Raw genomic sequence first — 26,266 nt, 5'->3', positions numbered from 1 at the left:
AATGCGCAAAAAAAAGATCAATAGACTATCAATACTATTGATCCTAAATTACGAATAATCCTACTATTTTGTTTTTTTATATTTCACTTCTGCTAAATACAGTCCCTCTGGATGAGCAGTAGGTCCCGCAGCATTTCGATCTTTTTGAGCAATTATTTCAGGGAGGCTGTCAGCCGCTAAACGACCATTACCGATTTTTAGCAGCGTTCCAACAAGAATACGAATCATTTTGTATAAAAAACCATTCCCCCGAAAAATGAAAGTAATCTCACTACGATCAGCGTTTACCTCCATATCTGCCTGATAAATCGTCCGCACCTTATCTTCAATCGAACTACCTGTTGCACAAAAGGAAGTAAAATCATGAGTTCCCAGCAAATCTGGTAAAGCTTGCTGAATTTTATCCAAGTCTAAAGGATACGGATAATAAGCAGCGTAGAAACGTAGAAAAGGGCTACGAGGTTTCTGAATTTGAACTTTGAATTGATACGTTTTTTCTTGTACATCATAACGAGCATGAAACTCCTCAGATACAATTTCAATTGAACGAACGGCAATATCATCCGGTGTCTGAGTATCCAAACCAAAACGCATACGCTCCTCAGGTCGTTCCTGGGGAAAGTCAAAGTGAATCACCTGACCTATTGCATGGACTCCTGCATCAGTACGGCCCGATCCAAAAATCATGATTGGCTGTCCATTATTCATTTTCTGGAGCGTATTTTCAATTTCTTCTTGAACCGTTCGTCCATTCGGCTGCCGCTGAAATCCATGAAAGTTGGTCCCATCGTAAGCAATAACTGCCTTATATCTAACCATTCTTATTCTCCTAATAATTATCATTTAAAAAAGCTTGGATCGCTCCAAGCTTAGCTTCGTAAAAAGATTAATCCTACAGTAATTACTGCGAAAACAACAATAACCGCTGTATCGCAACCAGACCACTTCAGGACACGGTACTTGCTTCGGCCTTCACCGCCTCGATAGCCTCGGGCCTCCATCGCTGTAGCCAAATCTTCCGCACGATTGAAGCTGCTGACAAACAATGGAATTAGCAGAGGAACAACTGCTTTCACTTTTTGAATCAAATTGCCTTCACCAAAATCCACTCCTCGCGCACGCTGAGCATTCATAATCTTCTCAGTTTCGTCCATCAGTGTAGGAACGAATCTAAGCGCAATAGAAAGCATTAATGCAATCTCATGAACTGGAACGTGCACCACTCGAAAAGGCCCTAAAAGCGATTCTATCGCATCTGACATCGATAATGGTGGTGTTGTCAATGTTAGTAAGGTTGACATAAAGATTATCAGAATGAAACGGCAAAAAATAAACAAACCATTTTGAATTCCATATTCTGAAAGACTAAAAATCCCCCAAGACCAATACAACGTTCCTCCACGTGTAAAAAGCATCTGCAGTATAACAGTAAACATAATTAACCAAATCAATGGTCGAACCCCACGAATGAAAAAACGCAAGTCAACCTTGGACAGCATAACCGCCCCCAAGGTAAAAATCGCTAGAAACAAATAGCTTTGCCAATTATTCGCTAAAAAGATAATTCCAATAAAATAAAAGCTAGCAACCAGTTTCGCTCGTGGATCCAGACGGTGAATAATTGAATCTCCAGGAATGAAGCGGCCGAATATCAGCTTATTCATCATGGACAGTACCTCCTGCCTCGTGAATAATCCAATCAGCCAACTCAGATTCAGTTAAAGGAAGCTGTGCAAATTTCGCACCTTTCTCCTGCATCTTCTCAGCGAAGGTACTTGCAGCAGGTACACCTAGCTGTTTTTCCTTTAACCATTCAACATTTTGAAAAACTATTTGTGGTGTTCCACTTTTCACTACTTGACCTTTTTCTAAAACATACATAAAATTAGCAAAATTAGCCACATCATCCATTAAATGAGTCACCAGAACGATTGTCATGTTTCGTTCCTTATGCAACCGCCAAAAGATATCCATCATCTCTTTGCGTCCCGCAGGATCTAACCCCGCTGTTGGCTCATCTAACACTAAAACTTCTGGCTGCATTGCTAATACTCCAGCAATCGCAACTCGACGCATCTGACCACCAGATAATTCAAAAGGTGATCGTTCTAAATAACTCTCGTCTAGTCCGACCAGATTAATCATTTCTGCAGCTAGCCTTAACGCTTCTTCTTCACTAATACCAAAATTTTGAGGACCAAAAGCAATATCTTTAGCAACTGTTTCTTCAAATAGCTGTGCTTCAGGAAACTGAAAAACAATTCCAACCTTCTTGCGCACGGGTTTCAAATTCTTATTATCAGTATCTGGTTTGATCAGACGATCTCCAATCTTCACCTGACCTGCTGTAGGCTTCAACAAAGCATTCAGATGCTGCAAAAGCGTTGATTTACCACTTCCAGTATGACCAACTAACGCGGTGTAAGAGCCCTCCTCGACTGCTAAATCAATATCAAAAAGTGCTCGTTGTTCAAAGGGAGTATTCGGTTGATAAACATAACTTACTTTTTCAAAACGGATGTCCATAACCAGTTCATCATCCCTTCTTCATCTAGATATGTTGTTGGGACATTAACACCTCGAGCTTTTAATGCCATCTTCAGCTTTTCTGGGAAAGGCAAATCAAGTCCCAAAGCAACCAACTCAGGTCCTGCAGAAAAAATCTCTTCTGGTGTCCCCTCTTGGTACAACCTGCCTTCCCGCATAACTAAAATACGGTTAGCACTCGCGGCTTCATCAATGTCATGAGTGATCGAAATAACGGTCAAATCATTTTCTTCTTTAATCTGCTGAATAGTTGAAATTACGTCCTCACGACCCTCAGGATCCAGCATGCTAGTAGCCTCATCCAAAATGATAATATCTGGACGTAGAGCCACCACACCCGCAATCGCAACCCGTTGTTTTTGCCCACCAGATAAGCGAGCTGGTTCTCTAGTGGCAAAAGAGGACATTTTTACTTGTTCCAAGGCATTAGATACTCGATTCTGCATTTCACTACGCTCGATCCCTTGGTTCTCTAAACCAAAAGCCACATCATCTTCAACCGTTGCTCCAACAAATTGGTTATCAGGATTTTGAAAAACCATTCCAACCATCCGACGTATATCCCAAACGGTTTCCTCTGAAAGTGTCATACCTCCAACGGTTACACTACCTTTTTGCGGCATCTGCAAGCCATTAATCGTTTTAGCCAATGTTGATTTACCAGAACCATTATGACCGACAATGGCAATCCATTCACCTTTATTTATAGAAAAAGAGATATCTGTTAACGCTGGTGGTGTATCTTCTTGATAACTAAATTCAATCTGGTTAATTTCAATAATTGGATCCATGACAGCACCCTTCATTTACTTGTATTTCGTTCTCGGAAAAACCTGTACTAAGACTAGCAAAAAAGTTGTCTTTTTTCAATCTGTTCTACTTAAAATGCTTTTTGATACCTTGATGTCTTGACAGGAAATCAGGGTACAAAAAAACACTTTATGATGAGAGCATGCTTCCCAGACCAAACTGGGAAGCAGCGCTGAGCTAGACTCGGAGATATACTCCAACATCATAACACTCTAAAAGAATCATCTATAAAGTGAAGAGTGATTATTTAACAAGTTCTATAACAACCATAGGGGCGTTGTCGCCGCGACGAGGTTCAGTCTTTAAGATACGAGTGTATCCTCCTTGACGTTCTGCATAACGAGGAGCAATGTCATTGAATAGTTTTTGCAAAGCAGATTCAGTAACAATTTCTTCGTTTTCTTCGCGAACACCGGCTACTTCATTACGTACAAAGCTTGCAGCTTGACGACGTGCATGAAGATCCCCGCGTTTTCCTAAAGTAATCATCTTTTCAGTTGTTGAACGAATTTCTTTCGCACGAGCTTCAGTCGTCACGATACGTTCGTTGATAATTAAGTCAGTTGTTAAGTCACGCAACATCGCTTTACGTTGGCTAGATGTGCGTCCTAATTTACGGTAACTCACGTAGGTTTCCCTCCTTTGTCAACAATATTAATCGTCTTTACGTAGACCAAGACCTAAATCGTGTAATTTAGCTTTCACTTCTTCAAGTGATTTACGTCCTAAATTACGAACCTTGATCATTTCAGGTTCAGACTTATTCGTTAATTCTTGAACCGTATTGATTCCAGCACGTTTCAAACAGTTGTATGAACGTACAGACAAATCTAGTTCTTCGATGGTCATTTCCAACATTTTTTCTTTTTGAGTCTCTTCTTTTTCTACCATGATTTCAGCGTTTTTCGCTTCATCTGTTAGATTTACAAAGATATCCAAATGTTCAGTTAAAATCTTAGCAGCTAAGCTTAATGCTTCTTGCGCAATGATTGAACCGTCTGTCCAAATTTCCATCGTTAATTTATCAAAATCATCTCTACGACCAACACGTGTATTTTCAACTTGGTAGTTAACTTTACGTACTGGAGTGTAGATAGAATCGACAGGAAGTACACCAATTGGCATATCTTCTTTTTTGTTTTCGTCTGCTTGAACATAGCCTCGACCAGGTCTTACTGTTAGGCGCGCGTGGAATGTTGCACCTTCTGAAACCGTACAAATGTACAAGTCTTTGTTTAAGATTTCAACGTCGCTGTCAACAATAATATCGCCGGCAGTAACAGTTGCTGGTCCAGTAATATCGATCTCAAGGGTTTTTTCTTCTTCGGTGAACAATTTTAATGCCAAACCTTTAATATTCAAGATGATTTGTACAACATCTTCTCTTACGCCTTTGACAGTTGAGAACTCATGCAACACGCCATCAATTTGAATATTGGTAATAGCAGCACCAGGTAAAGAAGAAAGTAGAATACGACGTAGAGAATTACCTAAAGTAGTTCCATAACCTCTTTCTAGAGGCTCAACAACGAACTTGCCATAATCTCTGTCTTCATCAATTTTTGTGATTCTTGGTTTTTCGAATTCAATCATTCTTATCATTTACCCCTTTCAAAACGAAAAGTGTCTTGTTCAATGACGTTCCTGTAAAACTCATAGTGAGAGGGGCACTCATTAAACACGACGGCGTTTTGGAGGGCGGCATCCATTATGAGGTACTGGAGTCACGTCACGAATTGCGGTTACTTCCAAACCAGTTGCTTGCAATGAACGAATTGCTGCTTCACGACCTGAACCAGGTCCTTTAACAGTCACTTCAACACTTTTCAAACCATGTTCCATTGCAGCTTTTGTAGCTGTTTCAGCAGCCATTTGTGCAGCAAAAGGAGTAGATTTCTTACTACCTTTGAAGCCTAATGAGCCAGCAGATGACCAAGCTAGTGCATTACCACTTTTGTCAGTAATCATGATGATTGTATTGTTAAAAGTCGAATGAATGTGAGCAATTCCTGACTCAATATTCTTCTTCACACGACGTTTACGATTAACTTTCTTTGCTACCATGAAGATTTAACCTCCTTCACTAATTATTTTTTCTTACCTGCAATCGCGCGAGCTGGACCCTTACGAGTGCGCGCATTGTTTTTCGTGTTTTGACCACGAGTTGGTAATCCACGACGATGACGAATTCCACGGTAAGAACCGATTTCCATCAAACGTTTAATGTTTAGGTTAACTTCACGACGAAGGTCCCCTTCAACTTTCAATTTATCAACTTCCGCACGAATAGCGTCTGTTTGTTCATTCGTTAAATCACGTACACGAATGTCTTCAGATACGCCAGCATCAGCTAAAATTTGTTTAGCAGTAGTATTTCCGATACCAAAAATATAGGTTAAAGAAATTACTACGCGTTTATCACGAGGAATATCTACTCCTGCAATACGAGCCATATTTATCTACACCTCCAATTATCCTTGACGTTGTTTGTGTTTCGGATTTGCTGGGCAAATCACCATAACTCGTCCATTACGACGAATCACTTTACAATGTTCACACATTGGTTTTACTGATGGTCTTACTTTCATGATAATACCTCCTGAAGTTTTACGGAGTACAATTTACTTAAAGCGATAGGTAATGCGACCACGACTTAGATCATACGGAGAAAGTTCAACAGTCACTTTATCCCCCGGCAAGATTCGAATATAATGCATTCGAATTTTACCAGAAACATGCGCAAGTACTTCGTGCCCATTTTCCAATTCGACTTTAAACATTGCATTCGGCAAAGTTTCGACGACTGTTCCTTCGATTTCGATCATATCATCTTTTGCCACGCAGAGTACCTCCTTGTTTTTGTTTCGCATTTTCACACGATAAAATGGCGGAAACTGCAGTTCCCACCTTAATTTTTAAGTTTCACTTCCAGTTAGAAGTCGGACTGACATATTCTATCATAAAACCTTAAACTTGGCAAGACGAACTGCATTTTTCAAGTCGGTAGCAAAAACTATTTTTCAATGATTTTTTCTACATCCGCAAATACGGCATCAATGTCACGATCTCCGTCGACTGGATATAACAGACCTGCTTTTTTGTAAAAAGCTAAGATAGGTTCACTAGCTTTAACGTTCACAGCTAAACGATTCTTAACCGTTTCAGGCTTATCATCATCACGTTGATAAAACTCATGACCACCACAGCGATCACAGGTCCCATCGACTTTTGTAGGATTGAATATCTTGTGATATGTCGCACCACAATTTCGACAAATAAAGCGTCCTGCTAGTCGTTCAACTAACACTGATTGAGCAACTTGAATTTCGATCACTGCATCGATCTCTTTGTTCAAGTCTTCAAGCATTTCAGCTAATGCTTCTGCTTGATCTAAAGTACGTGGGAATCCATCTAATAAGAATCCTTTATCAGTATCTTGCTGTGCAAGACGTTCCTTCACAATACCATTTGTTACTTCGTCTGGGACCAAATCCCCTGCATCCATAAAGGATTTTGCTTTCAATCCGAGTTCAGTCTCGTTTTTAATTGCTTCACGGAACATATCACCGGTACTGATATGCGGAATATTGTATGTTTCTACAATTCTTTCAGCCTGTGTTCCTTTACCTGCTCCAGGCAGCCCCATTAAGATGAGGTTCATTGTTTTCCCTCCTTAATCATTGCGAAGCGAGAAGGGTGTTGAGGAAACCCTCAACCCTCTTACTCAGCATCCATGAAACCGACATAACGCCGTTTCAACATGAGTCCTTCTAATTGTTTCGCTGTCTCCAATGCTACGCCAACCACGATCAGCAGGCTGGTACCACCCAATCCAATTGATTGAGGCAAGTTCCAAACCATTTGAGCAATAATCGGAATCAGAGCAATCAGTCCCAAAAAGATAGAACCAACCACACTTAGACGCATTAAGATTCGTGAAACGTATTCTTCTGTCCCTTTACCTGGGCGCACACGAGGAATATAACTTCCTTGTTTTTGCAAGTTCTCTGCTAATTTCTCAGGATTCACCTGAACAAAAGCATAGAAGAAGGTGAAGGCAACAATCAGAACAGTATAAATCGTTGCACCTGGTACCGTGTTATAGCTGAAGAGATTTCTTAAAATATCAAACCAATCTTCAGCGCCGTAACGACCAGCTAAGGCTTGCAGTACCGCATTTGGTGTTGCAATGAACGAACTGGCAAAGATAACAGGAATAACTCCCGCAGCATTAACTTTCAAAGGTAAATAACTGCTGGTTGGTGCTCCAACGACTTGTTTTGTGTATTGAATCGGAATTTTTCTTTCCGCTTGTTGGAAGTAAGTAACAAATACAATGATTAACAGCATTGCAGCCACTAGGATTACAACAAAAATGATAGATTTCCAAATTTCGCTTGATTCAATGTTTACGAAATAGTCATCATAAATATCTACAATACTTTGCGGTAATCGAGAAACAATCCCTGCAAAGATAATCATAGAAACGCCATTCCCAATTCCTTTTTCCGTAATTTGTTCTCCTAACCAAGTAACCACCATCGTACCAGCAGTTAAGATGACACCGATAGTAATGAAGGTTTGCATATCACGATCTGGCACAAAGCCAAATTGTGCAAAATAGTTAAATCCTGCCGTGATAGAAACAGATTGGATGAATGCTAAAACTAACGTCAAGTAACGTGTCGCTTGATTCAACTTTTTCCGTCCTACTTCACCTTGCTTGGACCATTCGACAAATTTTGGCACAATATCCATTTGCAATAATTGAATTACAATGGATGCTGTGATGTAGGGAGAAACTCCCATAGAAAAAATTGAGAAATTTTGCATAGCTGAACCGCTGACCATATTCAACATTCTGAAAAATGGCATCTCGCTTAACCCTTGCAAACCACTGGCATCAACCCCGGGTACAGTAATCTGAGCACCAATTCTAAAAACCAGTAAAATCAGTACTGTAAATAGGATACGAGATCGGATGTTTTTTACCTTAAAAGAATCCTTTAAAAGTTTAAACATTAGATCACCTCAATTGATCCACCTGCAGCTTCAATTGCTTCTTGTGCAGCTTTCGAGAATTTTGCAGCTTTGACTGTTAGTTTTTTCTCTAAAGTCCCTTTAGCTAATACTTTAATTCCAGCTTTTTCGTTGCTGACGATTCCAGCTTCTACTAAAACAACTGGAGTTACTTCTGTTCCGTCTTCAAAGCGGTTAAGAACATCCAAATTAACTACTGCGTATTCTTTGCGATTTACGTTAGTAAATCCACGTTTTGGCAAACGACGGAATAAAGGAGTTTGTCCCCCTTCAAAGCCTAAACGTACGCCTCCACCTGAACGAGAGTTTTGACCCTTTTGTCCACGACCAGAAGTTTTACCATTGCCTGATGAAGTCCCGCGACCGACACGATTGCGTACTTTACGAGAACCTTCTGCAGGTTTTAATTCATGAAGTTTCATTGATTGGCACCTCCTTAACAATCTAAATCTATTTTCTAGACTTCTTCTACGTCCACTAAATGTGAAATAGTGTTAACCATCCCTTTGATGGCTTCGTTGTTAGGCTTAACAACGGTGCTGTTCAACTTTCTCAAGCCTAGAGCTTTCACTGTATCACGTTGGTTTTGAGGACGTCCGATAACACTGCGTCTTAAAGTAATTTTTAATTCAGCCATTATTTTCGTCCTCCTTATGCTAAGTCTTCTACAGAAATGCCACGCAATTGCGCTACTTCTTCTGCACGTTTTAATTGTTTCAAACCTTCAACAGTTGCGCGAACAACGTTGATTGGTGTGTTTGAGCCTAGTGATTTAGAAGTAACATCTGCTACTCCTGCTAATTCCAAGACGGCACGAACAGGTCCACCAGCAGCAACTCCAGAACCTTCTACAGCAGGTTTCATTAAGATACGTCCGCCACCAAATACACCAATAACTTCGTGAGGAAGAGTTGTTCCTACCATTGGTACTTCGACTAGGTTTTTCTTCGCATCTTCAATTGCTTTGCGAATTGCTTCAGGTACTTCTTGTGCTTTACCGGTACCAAAGCCTACGTGTCCGTTTTTGTCACCGACAACAACTAATGCTGCGAAACGTAAACGACGTCCACCTTTAACAACTTTAGTTACACGGTTAATCGCAACTACGCGGTCTTCTAATTCCAAATGTTTTGGATCGATATAAACCATTAATGGTGTTCCTCCTTTTCCTAAAATTCTAGTCCATTTTCGCGAGCTGCTTGAGCTAAAGCTGCTACACGGCCATGGTAAAGGTATCCACCACGGTCAAAGACTACTACTTTAATACCTTTTTCAGAAGCACGTTCAGCAATCAATTTACCGACTTTTTGTGCTTGTTCAGTTTTGTTTCCACCTGAAATTTCTTTATCCAAGGCAGAGGCACTTGCTAGCGTCACACCCGCTACGTCATCAATTAATTGAGCGTAGATGTTTTTGTTAGAACGAAAAACGTTCAAGCGTGGGCACTCAGCAGTACCAGAGATTTTACCACGTACACGCATGTGGCGCTTTTGGCGTGTTTTGTTTTTATCTGGTTTTGTAATCACAATTGTCACCTCTTTAATTAAGCTGGCCTAGGCCGCATGTAGGTCGAGCCTACTATTTACCAGTTTTACCTTCTTTACGGCGTACGTATTCGCCAACATAGCGAATTCCTTTGCCTTTGTAAGGTTCTGGAGGACGAGTGCTGCGGATTTTCGCTGCAACTTCTCCGACTACTTCTTTGTTTGAACCCTTAACGACCACTTGTGTGTTCGCAGGAACTTCGATTGTAATTCCTTCTGGAGCTACAATTTCAACTGGATGTGAGTAACCAACGTTTAATACAAGTTTTGAACCTTGTAATTGCGCACGGTACCCAACCCCGATTAGTTCTAGTGCTTTTTGGAAACCTTCGGAAACACCAACAACCATGTTATTGAAGTTTGCACGAGTAGTTCCGTGGATTGTTCTCATTTCTTTGCTGTCATTTGGACGAGTGAAAGTCACTTCGCTGCCTTCGATATTCATTTTGATATCAGAAGAAAACGCACGTGTTAATTCACCTTTAGGTCCTTTTACAGTAATGTCGTTACCTTTTTGAGTTACTTCAACTCCAGCAGGTAAAACAACGATTTTATTACCAATACGGCTCACTTAAAGACACCTCCTCATGGATTGTTTGAAATTACCAAACGTAAGCTAATACTTCTCCGCCGACGTTTTTAGCTCTAGCTTCTTTGTCTGTTACGACACCATCAGAAGTAGAGATGATTGCGATTCCTAAACCATTTAATACTTTTGGCACTTCGTCAGCTTTGACGTAAGCACGCAAACCTGGTTTAGAGATACGTTTTAAGTTCGTGATAACACGTTCGTCATTTTTACCGTATTTAAGGAAAACACGGATCATGCCTTGTTTGTCATCTTCGATATATTCAACATCACGAATGAAACCTTCACGTTTTAAGATTTCTGCGATGTCACGTTTGATTTTTGATGCAGGTACTTCTAGGGATTCATGTTTTACCATGTTGGCATTACGAATACGCGTTAGAAAATCTGCAATTGGATCTGTCATGACCATTGAACTGTTTACCTCCTTTATGCGAGTTGTATTTTACCAGCTAGCTTTCTTCACGCCGGGAATTTGTCCTTTATAGGCAAGTTCGCGGAAGCAAATACGGCAAAGATGAAATTTACGATAGACTGAATGTGGACGTCCGCAACGTTCGCAACGAGTATACTCTTGAGTTGAGAACTTTGCAGGGCGCTTGTTTTTAGCAATCATTGATTTTTTAGCCAAATTTTTTCGCCTCCTTGATTATTTTTGGAATGGCATTCCAAGTTGTGTTAATAATTCGCGTGATTCTTCATCAGAGTTAGCTGTTGTAACTACTACGATGTCCATTCCGCGAACTTTATCAACTAAATCATAGTCAACTTCAGGGAAGATCAATTGTTCTTTGATACCTAAAGTGTAGTTACCGCGGCCGTCAAAGGCTTTTTTACTGATACCGTGGAAGTCACGTACACGTGGAAGAGATACAGACACTAATTTGTCCAAGAACTCATACATTCTTTCTCCACGTAGTGTTACTTTCGCACCAATCGGCATGCCTTCACGCAAACGGAATCCAGCGATTGATTTTTTAGCTTTAGTGATAATTGGTTTTTGACCAGAAATCAATGCCAACTCTTCAACTGCTTTATCCAAGTTCTTTGCGTTTGATACCGCATCACCAACACCCATGTTGATGACGATCTTGTCAACTTTAGGTACTTCCATGATTGAACTATAGTTAAATTTTTCCATCAATGATGGGGTTACTTCATTTAAGTATTTTTCTCTTAGGCGGTTCATCTAATAAGATCCTCCTTTCCTGTAATTATTTATCTAAAACTTCGCCGGTTTTCTTAGAAACACGGACTTTTTTACCGTCAACTACTTTGTAGCCAACACGTGTAGCTTCTCCGTTTGAAGGATCAATAACCATCACATTTGAAGCATGAATCGGCGCTTCTACCTCCAGAATTCCGCCTTGAGGGGAAGTCTGAGAAGGTTTTTGGTGTTTTTTAACGACATTGACGCCTTCAACAACGACTTTATCTTTTTTAGGAAGGACTTCTAGAATTACGCCTTCTTTATTCTTATCTTTACCAGAGATAACTTTTACTTTATCGCCTTTTTTAACGAACATTACTGTTGCGCACCTCCTTTGGTTGGAACTTTCCGATTATAATACTTCCGGTGCCAATGAAACGATCTTCATGAAGTTGCCTTCGCGCAATTCGCGAGCAACAGGACCGAAGATACGTGTTCCTCTTGGGCTCTTGTCATCACGAATGATAACTGCTGCGTTTTCATCAAATTTAATATATGAACCATCGGGACGGCGAGCTCCTGTTTTCGTACGAACGATAACAGCTTTAACAACTTCACCTTTTTTGACAACCCCACCTGGCGTTGCTTGTTTAACCGTAGCGACAATCACATCACCGATATTAGCGGTTTTGCGACCAGATCCGCCAAGAACTTTAATAGTTAAAATTTCACGAGCGCCTGAGTTATCCGCGATTTTTAAACGACTTTCTGCTTGGATCACTTGTGTATCCTCCTTTCTCAATTTCAAGGAAATAAGTTTTTGAGAAACTTAGTCTTATTAGGAAAGCTCGTGTGATTAGATAATCACTGCTTTTTCAACGATTTCTAATAAACGGAAACGTTTAGTAGCTGATAATGGACGAGTTTCCATAATTCTCACGATATCGCCAATCTTTGCTTCATTGTTTTCATCATGAGCTTTATATTTTTTAGAATATTTCATACGTTTGCCATAGATAGGGTGGTTCTTTTGGGTTTCAACGACAACCGTAATTGTCTTGTCCATTTTGTCAGATACCACGCGACCTTGGTAAACTTTACGTTGATTTCTTTCAGACATACCTGAAATGGCCTCCTTCCACTATTTTACAGTTTGTTCACGCAATACCGTTTTAATGCGTGCAATCGATTTACGTACTTCTTTAATACGTGCAGTGTTTTCTAATTGACCTGTTGCTAGTTGGAATCTAAGATTGAACAATTCTTCTTTTAATTGTTTTTCTTGATCAAGCATTTCGGTAGTGGTTAACTCTCTGATTTCTTTAACCTTCATTCGATTCACCACCCATTTCCTCACGTTTAACGATCTTAGTTTTCACTGGTAATTTGTGAGAAGCAAGACGTAATGCTTCGCGTGCAACTTCTTCAGGAACACCGGCAACTTCAAACATGATCTTGCCGCGTTTAACTGGTGAAACCCAGCCTTCAGGAGCACCTTTACCAGATCCCATACGTACCCCGATAGCTTTGGCAGTATAAGATTTATGAGGGAAAATTTTAATCCATACTTTCCCACCACGTTTCATATAACGAGTCATCGCAATACGCGCTGCTTCGATTTGACGGTTTGTGATCCAGTGAGATTCTACAGCCTGTAAACCATATTCACCAAATGCTACTTCTTTACCGCCCTTTGCTTCTCCGCGCATTTTTCCACGGAACTCACGACGGTGTTTCACACGTTTTGGTACTAACATGATTATTTCCCTCCTTTCTTAGTGTTTTTTTTAGTTGGAAGAACTTCTCCACGATAAATCCACACTTTAACTCCTAGTTTTCCGTATGTTGTGTTTGCTTCTTCCCAAGCGTAGTCGATATCAGCACGCAATGTATGAAGAGGAACTGTTCCTTCAGAGTATCCTTCTGAACGAGCGATGTCTGCCCCGTTTAGACGACCAGATACTTGAGTTTTGATTCCTTTAGCGCCAGAACGCATAGTACGTTGGATGGCTTGTTTTTGTGCGCGACGGAAAGCAACACGGTTTTCTAATTGACGTGCAATACCTTCTCCGACTAATTTTGCATCTAAATCTGGTTTTTTGATTTCAACGATATTAATGTGAACTCGTTTACCAGTTAATTTATTTAATTCTTTTCTTAGGCTTTCGACTTCAGAACCGCCTTTACCGATAACCATACCAGGCTTAGCTGTGTGGATTGAAATGTTCACACGGTTTGCAGCGCGTTCGATTTCAACTGTTGACACAGCGGCATCAGCAAGTTTAGTTGCGATGAACTTACGGATTCTCAAATCTTCGTGTAGAAACTCAGCATACTCTTTTTCGGCATACCACTTAGCATCCCAATCACGGATGATGCCTACACGCATTCCAATAGGATTTACTTTTTGTCCCACTGATTATCCCTCCTTATTTTTCTGATACCACTACGGTGATGTGACTTGTACGTTTATTGATTGGTGAAGCTGATCCTTTAGCACGTGGACGGAAACGTTTCATTGTAGGTCCTTCGTTAACAAAAGCTTCAGAGACAACCAATTCCTCAACATCTAAGTCAAAGTTGTTTTCTGCGTTAGCAACTGCTGACATTAATACTTTTTCGATTAATCCAGCAGATTTATTTGGTGTGAACTTTAAGATCGAAATCGCTTCTGCTACGCTTTTTCCTCTAATAAGATCGATTACTAAACGCGCTTTACGAGGAGACGTGCGAACTGTTCTTGCAGTTGCTTTAGCTGATGTGATTTGTTGTTCTGCCATGATGATATCCTCCCCTCAAAATTAACGTCTTGTTTTCTTATCATCGGCTGCGTGGCCACGATAAGTTCTTGTTGGTGCAAATTCACCTAATTTATGTCCTACCATATCTTCTTGGATGTAAACTGGTACATGTTTACGTCCGTCATACACAGCAATTGTGAATCCTACAAAATTAGGAAAAATTGTTGAGCGACGAGACCAAGTTTTAATGACTTTTTTCTTTTCAGCGCCTTGTTGTGCTTCGACCTTCTTCATTAAATGATCATCAGCGAAAGGTCCTTTTTTCAAACTACGACCCATGGTGTACCTCCTCTCAAAATGTGCGACACATGGTCAATGATTCTATTTATTCTTACGACGACGTACGATAAGTTTGTCTGATGCAGCTTTCTTGTTACGAGTTTTGTAACCCAATGCAGGTTGTCCCCATGGAGATACTGGAGCTTTACGTCCGATTGGAGCTTTACCTTCACCACCACCGTGTGGGTGATCGTTCGGGTTCATTACGCTACCACGTACAGTTGGGCGTTTACGCATCCAACGAGAGCGGCCAGCTTTACCAATGTTGATCAATTCATGTTGTTCGTTACCAACAGAACCAATAGTTGCACGGCAAGCTGCTAAGATCATACGAACTTCGCCTGAGTTCAAACGAACTAATACGTACTTTCCTTCTTTACCAAGTACTTGAGCACTTGTACCAGCTGAACGGATTAATTGTCCGCCCTTGCCAGGTTTCATTTCGATGTTATGAACCACAGTACCTACTGGAATGTTTTCTAGAGGTAGAGTGTTTCCGATTTTGATATCGGCATTTGCTCCAGAAACGATAGTCATGCCAACTTCTAAGCCTTTAGGTGCTAAGATGTAAGCTTTCACTCCGTCTGAATAATGAACTAATGCGATGTTTGCTGAACGGTTCGGATCGTATTCGATCGTTTGAACAGTTGCAACTACATCGTCTTTATTACGTTTAAAGTCGATGACACGGTATTGACGTTTATGTCCGCCACCTTGATGACGTACAGTAATACGACCGTTGTTGTTACGACCGGCATGGTTTTTTAATGGCTCTAACAAAGTTTTTTCTGGTGTGCTAGTTGTAATCTCAGCAAAGTCAGAACTTGTCATGTTACGACGGCCATTTGTGGTAGGTTTGTACTTTTTAATCGCCAAGTCTGTTTCCCTCCTATATTAATCGCTATTTCTTGTGCTTACTCAGCAGCGTCGAAAATTTGGATTTCTTTTGAATCTTCTGTTAACGTCACGATTGCTTTACGACGTTTTTTAGTGAAACCAGTGTATTTACCCATACGTTTCGCTTTTGGTTTAGCATTTAGAATGTTTACGTTTTTTACTTTAACGTCAAACGCAGCTTCAACAGCTTGTTTAACTAAAGTTTTGTTCGCGCGAGTGTCCACTTCGAAAGTGTATTTCTTTTCGTCCATGTCTAACATGGCTTTTTCAGTGATCACTGGGCGTTTAATTACGTCTAGTAATTCCATTATGCAAGCACCTCCTCAATTTGGTTAAGAGCAGTTTGCGTTGCTAAGATTTTTTCATTAGCGACTACATCAAGTACAGTAACATTTGATGAAGTAGTAACAGTAACATTTGGTAAGTTGCGAGCTGAAAGAGCCGCAGCCTCGTTATCTGCTTCTAAGACAACCAATACTTTTGAGTCAATCGACAAGTTAGCTAAAACTTGTTTGAATTCTTTTGTTTTTGGTGCATCAAAGCTTAGCGCTTCAACAGCAACCAAGTTATTTCCAGCAACTTTTTCTGACAACACAGATTTGATTGCTAAGCGACGAACTTTTTTAGGAAGTTTGTAGCTGTATGAACGTGGTGTAGGTCCGAAAACAACGCCACCTCCACGCCATTGTGGTGAACGAATTGAACCTTGACGGGCACGACCTGTTCCCTTTTGGCGCCATGGTTTGCGGCCACCGCCACGAACTGCGCTACGATTTTTCACAGCGTGTGTTCCTTGTCTTAATGAAGCGCGTTGCATGATGATTGCATCAAACACAACACTTTCATTTGGTTCGATTCCGAAGATTCCTTCGTTTAAAGTAATTTCACCATTTTGAGTTCCATCTTGTTTGAATAATGCTACATTCGGCATTCCTTAGTTCCTCCTTTCCTCTAATCGATTATTTTGCTTTCACAGCAGATTTAATAGTAATCAATGATTTTTTAGCTCCAGGAACATTTCCTTTAACTAAGATAACGTTGCGGTCAACGTCAACACGTACAACTTCAAGGTTTTGAATTGTTACGCGGTTGCCACCCATACGGCCAGCTAATTTTTTATTTTTAAATACACGGTTCGGTGCAACAGGACCCATAGATCCAGGACGACGGTGGTAGCGAGATCCGTGAGCCATTGGGCCGCGGCTTTGTCCGTGACGTTTGATAACGCCTTGGAATCCTTTACCTTTAGTCGTTCCGGTTACATCAATGATGTCTCCAGCTTGGAAAGTATCAACTTTCACTTCTTGTCCTACTTCATAGTCTCCTAGCTCAACATCTTTGAATTCTCGAATGAAGCGCTTAGGAGCCGTGTTTGCTTTTGCAACATGACCTTTCGCAGGTTTGTTAGACAAAACTTCACGCATATCTTGGTAACCTAATTGAACTGCTTCGTAACCATCATTTTTCACTGTTTTCACTTGTAAAACAACGTTTGGAGTAGCTTCGATAACAGTAACTGGAATTAATTCACCAGACTCTGTGAAGATTTGAGTCATTCCCACTTTTTTCCCTAAGATTCCTTTGGTCATGATTACACCTCCATCTTCTTATTATAGTTTGATTTCAATATTTACACCGCTTGGTAAGTCTAGCTTCATTAAAGCATCAACTGTTTTTGGTGTTGGGTTCACAATGTCGATTAGACGTTTGTGTGTACGCATTTCGAATTGTTCGCGTGAATCTTTGTATTTATGAGTCGCACGGATTACAGTGTAAAGACTGCGTTCAGTTGGTAATGGAATTGGACCAGATACGCCAGCTCCAGTTCTTTTTGCAGTTTCTACGATTTTATCCGCTGATTGATCTAAAATACCATGTTCATACGCTTTTAAACGGATACGAATTTTTTGTTTTGCCATCTTGTTCCCTCCTTCGCCTATTTTAAAAGTAGACATAGCTCCACGAAAATTTTCCGTCACGCTCGTTCGTGGCAAAGCGTCCGGGCGTGTCGCAACCTCTCGTTTCAAAGCCGGTGGATTCTATTAAGACCCCCCCAGTACGTTTACACTTCTGTAAACAGCACCTTTATGATTATATTACATCAGAGTATCCATTGCAAGGATTTTCTCAATAAAGATCGTATTATTTCGCTGATTTTCTGAAATTTTTCTGGATTATGAGAATTCCTCTTTTTAGTTCTCGACTATATAATAGAAGAAACATGGTTTTCTGTTTACTTATAGTTAAGCTATGGAACAAAAAAAGAGCCGCAGTAAGCGACTCTTTACGTCCGAGTATGGGTAAAACTAATTTATAAAAGTAGTCTTAATTCAAATTAAGCGTTGATAGTTGAAACGACACCGGCACCAACTGTACGTCCGCCTTCGCGGATTGAGAATTTAGTACCGTTTTCGATAGCGATTGGGTGGATTAATTCCACTTCCATTGCTACGTTGTCACCAGGCATAACCATTTCAGTTCCTTCTGGTAATTCAACTACACCAGTTACGTCAGTTGTACGGAAGTAGAACTGAGGACGGTAGTTAGTGAAGAATGGTGTATGACGTCCGCCTTCTTCTTTAGATAAAACGTAGACTTCAGCAGAGAATTTTGTATGTGGAGTGATAGTACCTGGTTTAGATAATACTTGTCCACGTTGGATATCTTCACGTGCAACACCACGCAACAATGCGCCAATGTTGTCGCCTGCTTCAGCGTAATCTAACAATTTACGGAACATTTCAACACCAGTAACAGTTGTTTTCGCAGTTTCTTCAGCGATACCTACGATTTCAATTTCGTCACCAACGCGTACTTGTCCACGTTCAACACGTCCAGTAGCAACTGTACCACGACCAGTGATAGAGAATACATCTTCGACTGGCATCATGAATGGTTTTTCAGTGTCGCGTTCTGGAGTAGGGATATAAGCATCAACTTCTGCCATCAATTCAATGATTTTTTCTTCGTAAGCAGCGTCGCCTTCCAAAGCTTTCAAAGCAGAACCAGCGATAACTGGAGTGTCATCACCTGGGAAGTCGTATTCTGTTAATAGGTCACGAACTTCCATTTCAACTAATTCTAACAATTCTTCGTCGTCAACCATATCAACTTTGTTTAAGAAAACAACGATGTAAGGTACGCCAACTTGGCGAGACAATAGAATGTGTTCACGAGTTTGAGGCATTGGGCCATCAGCAGCAGAAACTACTAAGATAGCTCCGTCCATTTGTGCAGCACCAGTGATCATGTTTTTAACGTAGTCCGCGTGTCCTGGGCAGTCAACGTGAGCATAATGACGGTTTTCTGTTTCATACTCAACGTGAGCAGTGTTGATTGTGATTCCGCGTTCGCGTTCTTCTGGAGCACCATCAATTTGTGCGTAATCCATAGCAGTCGCGCCGCCTTGTTTAGCAAGTACAGTTGTAATTGCAGCAGTTAAAGTAGTTTTACCATGGTCAACGTGTCCGATAGTACCAATGTTAACATGGGGTTTTGAACGGTCAAATTTTTCTTTAGCCATTTAAATATGTTCCTCCTAAATGAGTTTGTTTTTTATCTGATAGGTCCGCGATGTTTTTGCATCGCGAGCCCATATCATCGATATCATTTTATCTGAATTGTTCACAAAAATACAGGTCTTTTGGAAAAACAGTTAGAATTTATCCAAGTTTTTTTAGATTACTCAGATTTTCCGCCATTTTTCTTAATAATTTCTTCTTGAACTGCCTTTGGAACAGCTTCGTAATGGTCAAATGTCATAGTGAAGACACCACGACCTTGTGTAGCTGAACGTAGAGTAGTTGCATAACCAAACATTTCAGCCAATGGAACCATTGCACGAACAACTTGTAAGCCGCCGGCACGAGCATCCATTCCTTCTACGCGACCACGACGAGCAGTCACGTGACCCATAATATCACCTAAGTAATCTTCTGGGATAACAACTTCAATTGCCATAATCGGTTCAAGAATAGCTGGATCAGCTTTCTTAGCAGCAGCACGTAATGCCATTGAAGCGGCAACACGGAAGGCTGTTTCATTTGAATCGACATCATGGTAAGATCCATCGTAAAGTTTTGCTTTAATGTCAACCATAGGGTAACCGGCTAATACACCGTTGTCCATTGATGCTTTCAAACCTGCTTCAACAGCCGGAATGTATTCACGAGGGACAACCCCACCGACGATTGCATTTTCAAATTCAAAGCCGCCGCCTTCTTCGTTTGGTTCGAATTCGATCCATACGTGACCGTATTGACCTTTACCACCAGACTGACGTACGAACTTACCTTCTGCTTGCGTACCTTGACGGAATGTTTCACGATAAGATACTTGAGGAGCTCCAACGTTTGCTTCAACTTTGAATTCGCGACGCATACGGTCAACGATAATATCTAAGTGAAGTTCACCCATACCAGCAATGATTGTTTCGCCAGTTTCAACGTTTGTTTCAGCGCGGAAGGTAGGATCTTCTTCAGATAGTTTTTGCAAGGCAACGCCCATTTTATCTTGGTCAGCTTTTGATTTAGGCTCAATAGCAACTTGGATAACTGGTTCTGGGAATTCCATTGACTCAAGGATAACTGGTGATTTTTCAGCACACAATGTATCCCCGGTAGTTGTATCTTTCAAACCAACTGCAGCAGCGATATCTCCAGCATAAACTTCAGAGATTTCAGAACGTGAGTTAGCATGCATCTGTAAGATACGACCAACACGTTCACGTTTGCCTTTAGTTGCGTTTTGTACGTATGAACCTGATTGTAAGACACCAGAGTACACACGGAAAAAAGTTAGACGACCAACGAATGGATCTGTCATTACTTTAAATGCTAAAGCAGCAAATGGAGCATCATCATTAGCTGGACGTTCTTCTTCTTCTTCAGTCTTAGGATTAATCCCTTTAATCGCTGGAATATCCAATGGTGAAGGCAAGTAATCTAGAACGGCATCCAATAATAATTGAACCCCTTTGTTTTTGAAGGCTGAACCACAAAGAACTGGGTAAAATTCAACGTTAACTGTTGCTTTACGAATTCCTTCTTTCAATTCTTGTTCAGTAATTTCTTCGCCTTCAAGATATTTCATTGTTAGATCTTCATCAGTTTCAGCAACAGCTTCAACCAATTTTTCACGCCATTCTTCAGCAAGCTCTAAGTAGTCTGCAGGAATGTCAGTTTCTTCAATTTCAGTACCCAAGTCGTTTGTGTACATTTCAGCTTTCATCTTCACAAGGTCGATGATGCCTGTGAAATCGTCTTCCGCACCAATTGGTAATTGGATTGGGTGAGCATTTGCGTTCAAACGATCATGCAAAGTTTCTACAGAGTATAAGAAGTCTGCACCGATTTTATCCATTTTATTGGCAAATACGATACGCGGCACACCATAAGTTGTTGCTTGACGCCATACGGTTTCAGTTTGAGGTTCAACCCCAGATTGAGCATCCAGTACGGTTACAGCACCATCTAGTACACGTAATGAACGTTCAACTTCTACAGTGAAGTCCACGTGTCCTGGTGTGTCAATGATATTGATACGATGACCTTTCCATGCAGCGGTAGTCGCAGCTGAAGTGATGGTAATCCCACGTTCTTGTTCCTGTTCCATCCAGTCCATTTGTGAAGCTCCTTCATGAGTTTCACCAATCTTGTGGATTCTACCAGTGTAATACAAGATACGTTCAGTTGCAGTCGTTTTACCAGCATCGATGTGGGCCATGATACCAATGTTACGAGTGTTGTCTAGAGAAAATTCTCTTGGCATTTCTTCTGTTTCTCCTCTCTCAAATCAAATTAAGCGTCCTAATATCTTTCTGCCGACAGTTGTCAAATGCAGAGAGGATTTTACCAACGATAATGAGCGAATGCACGGTTGGCTTCGGCCATTTTGTGTGTATCTTCGCGTTTTTTCACAGAAGCGCCAGTGTTGTTAGCCGCATCCATGATTTCTTTAGCTAAGCGGTCTTCCATTGTGTGTTCTCCGCGAGAACGCGCATAGTTGACGACCCAACGTAAACCAAGTGTTGTACGACGCTCTGGACGCACTTCAACTGGTACTTGATAGTTAGAACCACCAACACGGCGAGCTTTAACTTCCAATACAGGCATAATGTTTTCCATTGCTTGTTCGAAAACTTCCAATGGATCATTTCCTGTTGATTCTTTGATTGTGTCAAATGCGTTATATACGATATTTGCAGCAATACCACGTTTGCCGTCAACCATTACCCGGTTGATCAAACGAGTTACTAGCTTTGAGTTATACATAGGATCTGGTAAAACATCGCGTTTTATAGCAGCACCCTTACGAGTCATGCGTAACTCCCCCTTCCGAAAGTATGTCTTTTATCTAATTCGATTTTTATGCTTTAGGTCTCTTAGTACCGTATTTAGAACGGCTTTGTTTACGATCGTTAACACCAGCTGTATCTAGCGCACCACGAACGATGTGGTAACGTACTCCTGGCAAGTCTTTCACACGTCCGCCACGTAATAGAACAACACTATGTTCTTGTAGGTTGTGGCCGATACCTGGAATATAAGCTGTTACTTCGATCAAGTTAGACAAACGAACACGAGCATACTTACGTAAAGCCGAGTTCGGTTTTTTAGGTGTCATAGTACCGACACGTGTACATACCCCACGTTTTTGTGGAGAGTTAACGTTTGTTTGAACTTTTTTGAAGCTGTTATATCCTTTATTCAATGCAGGTGAACCTGATTTTTCCACCTTTGATTTACGAGGTTTACGTACTAATTGATTAATTGTAGGCATTCCTTGTTTCCTCCTTCCTCGATTCGCTTTCTAGTCCCACACATCCTGGTGGTTCTTTTTCAGCGATAAAAAATAATGCAATCTCTGCATTCTCTATCAAGCGTACCTTGACACAGTCAGCACGTCTCACTTGAGAGACCTGTTCACAAAGCACCTCAGATAGCATATCATGATTGATTTTACCTGTCAACAATCTGTTGAAAGTTTTTCTGAATATTTTTCACTCCCTTCGAGCAATCTATATTATAGAAGAAAGAGTCTTTTTGGTCTTTTTTACTCAAAAAGAACTATCTTTTTTTTGTGGTTCCGATTACAATAGAATTAACTTAAACGAAGGTGGGATTTTCCAATGAATCTAAAGGAACTAGTGGGCATTGAAGTTGCAAAATACGTAAAAGATGGCATGGTTGTTGGTTTGGGTACCGGATCTACCGCATATTATATGGTAAAAGAAGTTGGCCGACGCATGAAGGAAGAAGGCATTCACGTTACTGGCGTTGTAACCTCTTCTGCAACTGAACAACAAGCAAAAGAACTAGGCATTCCTTTAAAAGCGATTGATGAAGTGGATTACGTCGACTTAACCATTGATGGTGCCGATGAAATCAGCAGCGACTTTCAAGGAATTAAGGGTGGCGGTGCTGCACTATTATTCGAGAAGATTGTCGCAACCTATTCAAAAGAATGCATTTGGATTGTCGATGAAAGCAAAATGGTCGATAAATTAGGTAATTTTCCTTTACCCGTAGAAGTAGTTCCTTTTGGCAGCCATAATCTTTTTCGTCTGTTTGAAGAAAAAGGCTACAATCCAAAATGGCGTAAAACAGCTGACGACGAAATACTAATCACAGATGGTGGTCACTACATTATCGACTTAGCATTGGAAGTCATTGAAAATCCGCACGCTTTAGCCGACGAGCTCGATAGATACGTTGGCGTTGTAGAACATGGACTATTTATTGATATGATTTCAAAAGTTGTCGTTGGTACTCCGGAAGGTCCAAAGGAAATAGCTGTTCCTGGTAAATAGTTTCTTTTTTTAAATTCCGCGGTTAATAAAGGAAAACAATGGAAAAACCTTTGAAAACATTGTACAATGAATCAGGAATTGAAAATTTCAGAAATGGACTAAAGGAGAGAATAATATGCCAAAATTAGTTTTTTCTCGTCACGGACTAAGCGAATGGAACAAATTAAATCAATTTACTGGATGGGCAGATGTAGATCTAGCTCCAGAAGGTGTTGAAGAAGCAAAAGAAGGTGGACGTAAAATTAAAGAAGCTGGCATCGAATTTGATGTTGCTTACACTTCTGTATTAACTCGTGCCATCAAAACTTGTGACTACATCTTAGAAGAGTCTGACCAACTTTGGGTACCAACCGTTAAATCTTGGCGCTTAAACGAACGTCACTATGGTAAATTGCAAGGTCTTAACAAAAAAGAAACTGCTGAAAAATACGGTGACGAACAAGTACACATCTGGCGTCGTTCATACGATGTATTGCCTCCATTAATGGAAGCAACTGATGAAGGTTCTGCTGCTCAAGACCGCCGTTACTCAATGTTAGATCCTCGTGACATTCCTGGTGGAGAAAACTTAAAAGTCACTTTAGAACGTGCATTACCTTTCTGGCAAGACGAAATTGCTCCTGCTTTGAAAGACAACAAAACTGTTTTAGTTGCAGCTCATGGTAACTCATTACGTGCATTGGCTAAACATATTGAAGGTATTTCTGATGAAGATATTATGGACTTAGAAATCCCAACAGGTCAACCACTTGTTTATGAATTGAATGATGACTTAACAGTAGCGAAAAAATACTACTTATAAGATTAAGCAAACAGCGCTGAGGTTGAAAGCCTCAGCGCTGTTTTTATACATCTTTCGAATGACGTTCACCGACTTGGAATTCATCCGCATGTTCAAACATATAGCGAACACTAATTGGATCATCCCCGGTTAGTTGCTTAAAATCATCTGTGTGCTCAGCCATTTTATTTTCCCGAATTGCTTGAGCAAAGGTTACCATACCTTCTGAAGAAAATGGTGCTTCTGAGCCATCTTTGAACTTCCCATCTGTAGTACGAGGCACGCCCATTGCATCAAAAACTTCATAATTTTCCTCATCTGTCACTTCTTTATACGTAACCTTATTCCCGGTTACTTCGTTACCAATATCAATAAAATCACGAATTGTCATCAATTCTTTGCCGTTAATATTTAGAATTTTGTGATGATAGGTTTCATTGATCAATGCATAAGCGACTGCTTTAGCACAATCTTTACGAGATATATAAGCCATCTTTCCATCACCTTGACTATTGGTCAGTTCACCATCAGCTTTAACATAAGTAAAGTAGTTAGTAACCATTGCTTCTGCATACTGAGAATTTCGTAAGAAGATATAATCCAGACCACTTTCTTCAATGTAATTTTCAGTGAAAGCATGATCAATTTTTTCGATGCTTGGATTACTCGGATCAGCAGCATTTACTAATGAAGTATAAATAATTTTCTTCACACCTGCTGCTTTAGCTGCATCTACAACATTTTTGTGGGCAGTTTGCCGCTTTTCGCCAACAAAAGGCATCGAAATTAAAGCTAGAGCTTCACCACCAGAAAATTTTTCAGCTAATCCTTCCAAGTAATTGAAGTTTGTCTCCTGAACTGCAACCCCTTGCTTCGCGTATTTTTCCAAAGTAGCCGGAGAATAACCGCAAAATACTAAATGTTTCGTATCAGTTAAAGTCATTAAATACTCTGCCGCTTGGCCACCTAAATTTCCATCTACACCAGTTAAAATTAGTTTACTCATGTAACTTCTCCTCCTTGCTCTTATTGCTTTTATAATATGTGAATTCATGAACAATATCCAATACAAAGATTCGATAGTCTATAAGTAAAACTTATATCTGTCCTCGGAGTAGATCTAACAAATGTTTTATACTGGGATTGTTTTCTCCCTTGCGATAAGCAAGAACTATCGCAAACTGATGGTGAGAGTCTTTAATCGGCAATAATTTTACATCGACTCCATTGTTAACTAGTGGATAATCTTTTGGAAAAAAACCAATCATGTCATTGTTTTGGATCATAAATAACTCCGTTTCAATATCATTGGCTACTTTTGCAATGTTCGGAGTATAACCATCCTTTAGTGCATTCTCTAACATTAGATAATAGGATTTCCCTATCATTTCTGGTGATAACATAACGATAGGCTGGCTATACAATTCATTGATCGTTAGAGAATCTTTTTCAAAGTATGCATGATCTTTTCCCACTACTGCGCGATAATCCCCATAGTATAAAGGAATCGTTTGAATATTTTCTTCCTCGAAAAATTCAGAGTCAAAGCTGATGGCCAAATCATAGCGATAATTTCGCAGATTTTCAGCCACGCCCTTCAAAGGGACTTTTTCAACATCCAAGACAATATTTTCCTTTTTTAAGTCATGCTTACGAACAACTTGTGATAACTGTTGGATATCCATGATAGAGGTGTATTCAATTCTAATACGGTTTTGTCCTTCATTGAAGTCAACCATTCGTTGGTTCAACTGTTCATATTGTTGGAGCAGCTGTAGCGATTCCTGATATAAAATCTTTCCAGCTTCCGTCGGTGTCACGGGGATAGTGGTTCGGTCAATCAGCTGACATTCGAAGTGTTCCTCCAAAAAATGAATCTGTTGCGTGATACTCACTTGTGAGACATAATTCTTTTTTCCGGCCTTGGTAAAGCTCCCCGTCTGAACCAAATCAACAAAATAGCGCAGTTTCTCCAAATTCATTCAACATTCCTCCTGCTTTCTCTAGCTAAAAAACAG

General features: G+C 40.4%; 41 protein-coding genes. 2 read left to right on the top strand and 39 right to left on the bottom strand.

What is annotated here, in order from left to right:
- Positions 1 to 63: 63 nt before the first annotated feature.
- The 37 genes from truA to rpsL form a co-directional block, all read right to left on the bottom strand.
- On the bottom strand, positions 64 to 819 hold the full coding sequence (gene truA, locus IGI46_RS05875) for a tRNA pseudouridine(38-40) synthase TruA (protein WP_207702474.1): 756 nt from the start codon (positions 817 to 819) through the stop codon (positions 64 to 66).
- A gap of 50 nt (positions 820 to 869) precedes the next feature.
- Positions 870 to 1,667 carry an energy-coupling factor transporter transmembrane component T family protein gene (locus IGI46_RS05870; RefSeq protein WP_429962434.1) on the bottom strand — a complete coding sequence of 266 codons (798 nt, stop codon included), beginning with the start codon at positions 1,665 to 1,667 and terminating at the stop codon, positions 870 to 872.
- Entirely contained in the window at positions 1,657 to 2,526 is an 870-nt protein-coding gene (locus IGI46_RS05865; protein ID WP_429962433.1) for an energy-coupling factor ABC transporter ATP-binding protein, read from the bottom strand. Before IGI46_RS05865 ends, IGI46_RS05870 begins: the two co-directional genes overlap by 11 nt.
- Positions 2,502 to 3,338, bottom strand: coding sequence for an energy-coupling factor ABC transporter ATP-binding protein (locus IGI46_RS05860; protein ID WP_429962432.1), 837 nt, complete (start codon positions 3,336 to 3,338; stop codon positions 2,502 to 2,504). The genes IGI46_RS05865 and IGI46_RS05860 overlap by 25 nt, the downstream gene beginning before the upstream one ends.
- Before the next feature lie 262 nt (positions 3,339 to 3,600).
- Positions 3,601 to 3,984, bottom strand: a complete 384-nt coding sequence (gene rplQ / locus IGI46_RS05855) for a 50S ribosomal protein L17 (RefSeq protein ID WP_207702470.1) — start codon at positions 3,982 to 3,984, stop codon at positions 3,601 to 3,603.
- A 27-nt stretch (positions 3,985 to 4,011) separates the two neighbouring features.
- On the bottom strand, positions 4,012 to 4,950 hold the full coding sequence (locus IGI46_RS05850; protein ID WP_207702469.1) for a DNA-directed RNA polymerase subunit alpha: 939 nt from the start codon (positions 4,948 to 4,950) through the stop codon (positions 4,012 to 4,014).
- A gap of 81 nt (positions 4,951 to 5,031) precedes the next feature.
- The gene (gene rpsK / locus IGI46_RS05845) at positions 5,032 to 5,421 is read right to left on the bottom strand and encodes a 30S ribosomal protein S11 (protein ID WP_207702468.1); all 390 of its coding nucleotides are present in this window, start codon (positions 5,419 to 5,421) and stop codon (positions 5,032 to 5,034) included.
- Between the two features lie 23 nt (positions 5,422 to 5,444).
- Complete coding sequence (gene rpsM, locus IGI46_RS05840; RefSeq protein ID WP_010756461.1) at positions 5,445 to 5,810, bottom strand: 30S ribosomal protein S13; 366 nt, start codon at positions 5,808 to 5,810, stop codon at positions 5,445 to 5,447.
- An 18-nt stretch (positions 5,811 to 5,828) separates the two neighbouring features.
- On the bottom strand, positions 5,829 to 5,945 hold the full coding sequence (gene rpmJ / locus IGI46_RS05835; RefSeq protein WP_010742772.1) for a 50S ribosomal protein L36: 117 nt from the start codon (positions 5,943 to 5,945) through the stop codon (positions 5,829 to 5,831).
- 33 nt (positions 5,946 to 5,978) lie between these two features.
- Entirely contained in the window at positions 5,979 to 6,197 is a 219-nt protein-coding gene (gene infA, locus IGI46_RS05830) for a translation initiation factor IF-1 (protein ID WP_010756460.1), read from the bottom strand.
- 173 nt (positions 6,198 to 6,370) lie between these two features.
- Positions 6,371 to 7,018: an adenylate kinase gene (locus tag IGI46_RS05825; protein ID WP_429962431.1), complete on the bottom strand. Its 648-nt coding sequence runs from the start codon at positions 7,016 to 7,018 to the stop codon at positions 6,371 to 6,373.
- Between the two features lie 59 nt (positions 7,019 to 7,077).
- Positions 7,078 to 8,379: a preprotein translocase subunit SecY gene (secY, locus tag IGI46_RS05820; RefSeq protein WP_429962430.1), complete on the bottom strand. Its 1,302-nt coding sequence runs from the start codon at positions 8,377 to 8,379 to the stop codon at positions 7,078 to 7,080.
- Positions 8,379 to 8,819, bottom strand: a complete 441-nt coding sequence (gene rplO, locus IGI46_RS05815) for a 50S ribosomal protein L15 (protein ID WP_010756457.1) — start codon at positions 8,817 to 8,819, stop codon at positions 8,379 to 8,381. The genes secY and rplO overlap by 1 nt, the downstream gene beginning before the upstream one ends.
- Before the next feature lie 35 nt (positions 8,820 to 8,854).
- Positions 8,855 to 9,034 carry a 50S ribosomal protein L30 gene (gene rpmD, locus IGI46_RS05810; RefSeq protein ID WP_010756456.1) on the bottom strand — a complete coding sequence of 60 codons (180 nt, stop codon included), beginning with the start codon at positions 9,032 to 9,034 and terminating at the stop codon, positions 8,855 to 8,857.
- A gap of 14 nt (positions 9,035 to 9,048) precedes the next feature.
- Positions 9,049 to 9,546: a 30S ribosomal protein S5 gene (gene rpsE, locus IGI46_RS05805; RefSeq protein ID WP_207702465.1), complete on the bottom strand. Its 498-nt coding sequence runs from the start codon at positions 9,544 to 9,546 to the stop codon at positions 9,049 to 9,051.
- A 20-nt stretch (positions 9,547 to 9,566) separates the two neighbouring features.
- Complete coding sequence (rplR, locus tag IGI46_RS05800) at positions 9,567 to 9,923, bottom strand: 50S ribosomal protein L18 (protein WP_207702464.1); 357 nt, start codon at positions 9,921 to 9,923, stop codon at positions 9,567 to 9,569.
- Between the two features lie 52 nt (positions 9,924 to 9,975).
- The gene (gene rplF / locus IGI46_RS05795) at positions 9,976 to 10,512 is read right to left on the bottom strand and encodes a 50S ribosomal protein L6 (RefSeq protein WP_207702463.1); all 537 of its coding nucleotides are present in this window, start codon (positions 10,510 to 10,512) and stop codon (positions 9,976 to 9,978) included.
- Positions 10,513 to 10,543: 31 nt separating this feature from the next.
- A complete protein-coding gene (gene rpsH / locus IGI46_RS05790) occupies positions 10,544 to 10,942 on the bottom strand; it encodes a 30S ribosomal protein S8 (RefSeq protein WP_010756452.1) in 399 nt (132 codons plus the stop codon).
- Between the two features lie 33 nt (positions 10,943 to 10,975).
- Entirely contained in the window at positions 10,976 to 11,161 is a 186-nt protein-coding gene (locus tag IGI46_RS05785) for a type Z 30S ribosomal protein S14 (RefSeq protein ID WP_003128010.1), read from the bottom strand.
- Positions 11,162 to 11,179: 18 nt separating this feature from the next.
- Entirely contained in the window at positions 11,180 to 11,719 is a 540-nt protein-coding gene (gene rplE, locus IGI46_RS05780) for a 50S ribosomal protein L5 (protein WP_207672743.1), read from the bottom strand.
- Between the two features lie 25 nt (positions 11,720 to 11,744).
- Positions 11,745 to 12,056, bottom strand: coding sequence for a 50S ribosomal protein L24 (gene rplX, locus IGI46_RS05775; protein WP_010756450.1), 312 nt, complete (start codon positions 12,054 to 12,056; stop codon positions 11,745 to 11,747).
- Positions 12,057 to 12,092: 36 nt separating this feature from the next.
- Entirely contained in the window at positions 12,093 to 12,461 is a 369-nt protein-coding gene (gene rplN / locus IGI46_RS05770) for a 50S ribosomal protein L14 (RefSeq protein WP_010756449.1), read from the bottom strand.
- Positions 12,462 to 12,536: 75 nt separating this feature from the next.
- Positions 12,537 to 12,800, bottom strand: coding sequence for a 30S ribosomal protein S17 (gene rpsQ / locus IGI46_RS05765; RefSeq protein WP_429973122.1), 264 nt, complete (start codon positions 12,798 to 12,800; stop codon positions 12,537 to 12,539).
- 21 nt (positions 12,801 to 12,821) lie between these two features.
- The gene (rpmC, locus tag IGI46_RS05760; RefSeq protein WP_207702462.1) at positions 12,822 to 13,013 is read right to left on the bottom strand and encodes a 50S ribosomal protein L29; all 192 of its coding nucleotides are present in this window, start codon (positions 13,011 to 13,013) and stop codon (positions 12,822 to 12,824) included.
- Entirely contained in the window at positions 13,003 to 13,437 is a 435-nt protein-coding gene (rplP, locus tag IGI46_RS05755) for a 50S ribosomal protein L16 (RefSeq protein WP_010756446.1), read from the bottom strand. The genes rpmC and rplP overlap by 11 nt, the downstream gene beginning before the upstream one ends.
- A 2-nt stretch (positions 13,438 to 13,439) precedes the next feature.
- Positions 13,440 to 14,096, bottom strand: coding sequence for a 30S ribosomal protein S3 (gene rpsC / locus IGI46_RS05750; protein WP_207702461.1), 657 nt, complete (start codon positions 14,094 to 14,096; stop codon positions 13,440 to 13,442).
- 13 nt (positions 14,097 to 14,109) lie between these two features.
- Entirely contained in the window at positions 14,110 to 14,460 is a 351-nt protein-coding gene (rplV, locus tag IGI46_RS05745; protein WP_207702460.1) for a 50S ribosomal protein L22, read from the bottom strand.
- Between the two features lie 21 nt (positions 14,461 to 14,481).
- Positions 14,482 to 14,760 (bottom strand): 30S ribosomal protein S19, encoded by a 279-nt coding sequence (gene rpsS, locus IGI46_RS05740; RefSeq protein WP_010756443.1) that lies wholly within the window; start codon positions 14,758 to 14,760, stop codon positions 14,482 to 14,484.
- Positions 14,761 to 14,802: 42 nt separating this feature from the next.
- Positions 14,803 to 15,636, bottom strand: coding sequence for a 50S ribosomal protein L2 (rplB, locus tag IGI46_RS05735; protein WP_429962429.1), 834 nt, complete (start codon positions 15,634 to 15,636; stop codon positions 14,803 to 14,805).
- Positions 15,637 to 15,674: 38 nt separating this feature from the next.
- On the bottom strand, positions 15,675 to 15,965 hold the full coding sequence (locus tag IGI46_RS05730) for a 50S ribosomal protein L23 (protein ID WP_010756441.1): 291 nt from the start codon (positions 15,963 to 15,965) through the stop codon (positions 15,675 to 15,677).
- Positions 15,965 to 16,588 carry a 50S ribosomal protein L4 gene (gene rplD / locus IGI46_RS05725; protein ID WP_207702458.1) on the bottom strand — a complete coding sequence of 208 codons (624 nt, stop codon included), beginning with the start codon at positions 16,586 to 16,588 and terminating at the stop codon, positions 15,965 to 15,967. Before rplD ends, IGI46_RS05730 begins: the two co-directional genes overlap by 1 nt.
- A gap of 28 nt (positions 16,589 to 16,616) precedes the next feature.
- Positions 16,617 to 17,246, bottom strand: a complete 630-nt coding sequence (rplC, locus tag IGI46_RS05720; protein ID WP_429962428.1) for a 50S ribosomal protein L3 — start codon at positions 17,244 to 17,246, stop codon at positions 16,617 to 16,619.
- A 21-nt stretch (positions 17,247 to 17,267) separates the two neighbouring features.
- On the bottom strand, positions 17,268 to 17,576 hold the full coding sequence (gene rpsJ / locus IGI46_RS05715; RefSeq protein WP_010742749.1) for a 30S ribosomal protein S10: 309 nt from the start codon (positions 17,574 to 17,576) through the stop codon (positions 17,268 to 17,270).
- A gap of 416 nt (positions 17,577 to 17,992) precedes the next feature.
- Positions 17,993 to 19,180 carry an elongation factor Tu gene (tuf, locus tag IGI46_RS05710; protein WP_207702456.1) on the bottom strand — a complete coding sequence of 396 codons (1,188 nt, stop codon included), beginning with the start codon at positions 19,178 to 19,180 and terminating at the stop codon, positions 17,993 to 17,995.
- Between the two features lie 158 nt (positions 19,181 to 19,338).
- Positions 19,339 to 21,426 (bottom strand): elongation factor G, encoded by a 2,088-nt coding sequence (fusA, locus tag IGI46_RS05705; protein ID WP_429962427.1) that lies wholly within the window; start codon positions 21,424 to 21,426, stop codon positions 19,339 to 19,341.
- A gap of 80 nt (positions 21,427 to 21,506) precedes the next feature.
- Positions 21,507 to 21,977 (bottom strand): 30S ribosomal protein S7, encoded by a 471-nt coding sequence (gene rpsG, locus IGI46_RS05700; protein ID WP_207672731.1) that lies wholly within the window; start codon positions 21,975 to 21,977, stop codon positions 21,507 to 21,509.
- Between the two features lie 46 nt (positions 21,978 to 22,023).
- Complete coding sequence (rpsL, locus tag IGI46_RS05695) at positions 22,024 to 22,437, bottom strand: 30S ribosomal protein S12 (RefSeq protein WP_207702454.1); 414 nt, start codon at positions 22,435 to 22,437, stop codon at positions 22,024 to 22,026.
- Between the two features lie 349 nt (positions 22,438 to 22,786).
- Here rpsL and rpiA point away from each other — a divergent pair, with 349 nt between their 5' ends.
- Both rpiA and gpmA read left to right on the top strand, forming a co-directional pair.
- Positions 22,787 to 23,467, top strand: a complete 681-nt coding sequence (gene rpiA / locus IGI46_RS05690; protein ID WP_429962426.1) for a ribose-5-phosphate isomerase RpiA — start codon at positions 22,787 to 22,789, stop codon at positions 23,465 to 23,467.
- Positions 23,468 to 23,582: 115 nt separating this feature from the next.
- Entirely contained in the window at positions 23,583 to 24,269 is a 687-nt protein-coding gene (gpmA, locus tag IGI46_RS05685; protein WP_207702452.1) for a 2,3-diphosphoglycerate-dependent phosphoglycerate mutase, read from the top strand.
- Positions 24,270 to 24,312: 43 nt separating this feature from the next.
- On the opposite strand, the gene IGI46_RS05680 is transcribed toward gpmA, so the two are convergent.
- A complete protein-coding gene (locus IGI46_RS05680) occupies positions 24,313 to 25,254 on the bottom strand; it encodes an NmrA family NAD(P)-binding protein (protein ID WP_429973121.1) in 942 nt (313 codons plus the stop codon).
- Between the two features lie 91 nt (positions 25,255 to 25,345).
- On the bottom strand, positions 25,346 to 26,230 hold the full coding sequence (locus IGI46_RS05675) for a LysR family transcriptional regulator (protein ID WP_429973120.1): 885 nt from the start codon (positions 26,228 to 26,230) through the stop codon (positions 25,346 to 25,348).
- Positions 26,231 to 26,266 lie beyond the last annotated feature (36 nt).

It is taken from the genome of Enterococcus sp. AZ163 (assembly GCF_050498925.1).
GTDB classification, from domain to species: domain Bacteria; phylum Bacillota; class Bacilli; order Lactobacillales; family Enterococcaceae; genus Enterococcus_A; species Enterococcus_A ferrettii.
Note: the sequence above shows the minus strand (reverse complement) of the source record. Positions and strands in the feature narration are given on the sequence as shown.

Excerpts from the sequence above, each read along its gene's own strand:
- truA (WP_207702474.1), bottom strand. The coding sequence starts at position 819 with ATGGTTAGATATAAGGCAGTTATTGCTTACGATGGGACCAACTTTCAT.
- IGI46_RS05870 (WP_429962434.1), bottom strand. The coding sequence starts at position 1,667 with ATGATGAATAAGCTGATATTCGGCCGCTTCATTCCTGGAGATTCAATT.
- IGI46_RS05865 (WP_429962433.1), bottom strand. The coding sequence starts at position 2,526 with ATGGACATCCGTTTTGAAAAAGTAAGTTATGTTTATCAACCGAATACT.
- IGI46_RS05860 (WP_429962432.1), bottom strand. The coding sequence starts at position 3,338 with ATGGATCCAATTATTGAAATTAACCAGATTGAATTTAGTTATCAAGAA.
- IGI46_RS05850 (WP_207702469.1), bottom strand. The coding sequence starts at position 4,950 with ATGATTGAATTCGAAAAACCAAGAATCACAAAAATTGATGAAGACAGA.
- rpsK (WP_207702468.1), bottom strand. The coding sequence starts at position 5,421 with ATGGTAGCAAAGAAAGTTAATCGTAAACGTCGTGTGAAGAAGAATATT.
- rpsM (WP_010756461.1), bottom strand. The coding sequence starts at position 5,810 with ATGGCTCGTATTGCAGGAGTAGATATTCCTCGTGATAAACGCGTAGTA.
- rpmJ (WP_010742772.1), bottom strand. The coding sequence starts at position 5,945 with ATGAAAGTAAGACCATCAGTAAAACCAATGTGTGAACATTGTAAAGTG.
- IGI46_RS05825 (WP_429962431.1), bottom strand. The coding sequence starts at position 7,018 with ATGAACCTCATCTTAATGGGGCTGCCTGGAGCAGGTAAAGGAACACAG.
- secY (WP_429962430.1), bottom strand. The coding sequence starts at position 8,379 with ATGTTTAAACTTTTAAAGGATTCTTTTAAGGTAAAAAACATCCGATCT.
- rplO (WP_010756457.1), bottom strand. The coding sequence starts at position 8,819 with ATGAAACTTCATGAATTAAAACCTGCAGAAGGTTCTCGTAAAGTACGC.
- rpmD (WP_010756456.1), bottom strand. The coding sequence starts at position 9,034 with ATGGCTGAATTAAAAATTACTTTAAGACGCAGTGTTATCGGACGTCCT.
- rpsE (WP_207702465.1), bottom strand. The coding sequence starts at position 9,546 with ATGGTTTATATCGATCCAAAACATTTGGAATTAGAAGACCGCGTAGTT.
- rpsH (WP_010756452.1), bottom strand. The coding sequence starts at position 10,942 with ATGGTCATGACAGATCCAATTGCAGATTTTCTAACGCGTATTCGTAAT.
- rplE (WP_207672743.1), bottom strand. The coding sequence starts at position 11,719 with ATGAACCGCCTAAGAGAAAAATACTTAAATGAAGTAACCCCATCATTG.
- rplX (WP_010756450.1), bottom strand. The coding sequence starts at position 12,056 with ATGTTCGTTAAAAAAGGCGATAAAGTAAAAGTTATCTCTGGTAAAGAT.
- rpsQ (WP_429973122.1), bottom strand. The coding sequence starts at position 12,800 with ATGTCTGAAAGAAATCAACGTAAAGTTTACCAAGGTCGCGTGGTATCT.
- rpmC (WP_207702462.1), bottom strand. The coding sequence starts at position 13,013 with ATGAAGGTTAAAGAAATCAGAGAGTTAACCACTACCGAAATGCTTGAT.
- rplP (WP_010756446.1), bottom strand. The coding sequence starts at position 13,437 with ATGTTAGTACCAAAACGTGTGAAACACCGTCGTGAGTTCCGTGGAAAA.
- rplV (WP_207702460.1), bottom strand. The coding sequence starts at position 14,460 with ATGGCAGAACAACAAATCACATCAGCTAAAGCAACTGCAAGAACAGTT.
- rpsS (WP_010756443.1), bottom strand. The coding sequence starts at position 14,760 with ATGGGTCGTAGTTTGAAAAAAGGACCTTTCGCTGATGATCATTTAATG.
- IGI46_RS05730 (WP_010756441.1), bottom strand. The coding sequence starts at position 15,965 with ATGGAATTACTAGACGTAATTAAACGCCCAGTGATCACTGAAAAAGCC.
- rplD (WP_207702458.1), bottom strand. The coding sequence starts at position 16,588 with ATGCCGAATGTAGCATTATTCAAACAAGATGGAACTCAAAATGGTGAA.
- rplC (WP_429962428.1), bottom strand. The coding sequence starts at position 17,246 with ATGACCAAAGGAATCTTAGGGAAAAAAGTGGGAATGACTCAAATCTTC.
- rpsJ (WP_010742749.1), bottom strand. The coding sequence starts at position 17,576 with ATGGCAAAACAAAAAATTCGTATCCGTTTAAAAGCGTATGAACATGGT.
- tuf (WP_207702456.1), bottom strand. The coding sequence starts at position 19,180 with ATGGCTAAAGAAAAATTTGACCGTTCAAAACCCCATGTTAACATTGGT.
- fusA (WP_429962427.1), bottom strand. The coding sequence starts at position 21,426 with ATGCCAAGAGAATTTTCTCTAGACAACACTCGTAACATTGGTATCATG.
- rpsG (WP_207672731.1), bottom strand. The coding sequence starts at position 21,977 with ATGACTCGTAAGGGTGCTGCTATAAAACGCGATGTTTTACCAGATCCT.
- rpsL (WP_207702454.1), bottom strand. The coding sequence starts at position 22,437 with ATGCCTACAATTAATCAATTAGTACGTAAACCTCGTAAATCAAAGGTG.
- rpiA (WP_429962426.1), top strand. The coding sequence starts at position 22,787 with ATGAATCTAAAGGAACTAGTGGGCATTGAAGTTGCAAAATACGTAAAA.
- gpmA (WP_207702452.1), top strand. The coding sequence starts at position 23,583 with ATGCCAAAATTAGTTTTTTCTCGTCACGGACTAAGCGAATGGAACAAA.
- IGI46_RS05680 (WP_429973121.1), bottom strand. The coding sequence starts at position 25,254 with ATGAGTAAACTAATTTTAACTGGTGTAGATGGAAATTTAGGTGGCCAA.
- IGI46_RS05675 (WP_429973120.1), bottom strand. The coding sequence starts at position 26,230 with ATGAATTTGGAGAAACTGCGCTATTTTGTTGATTTGGTTCAGACGGGG.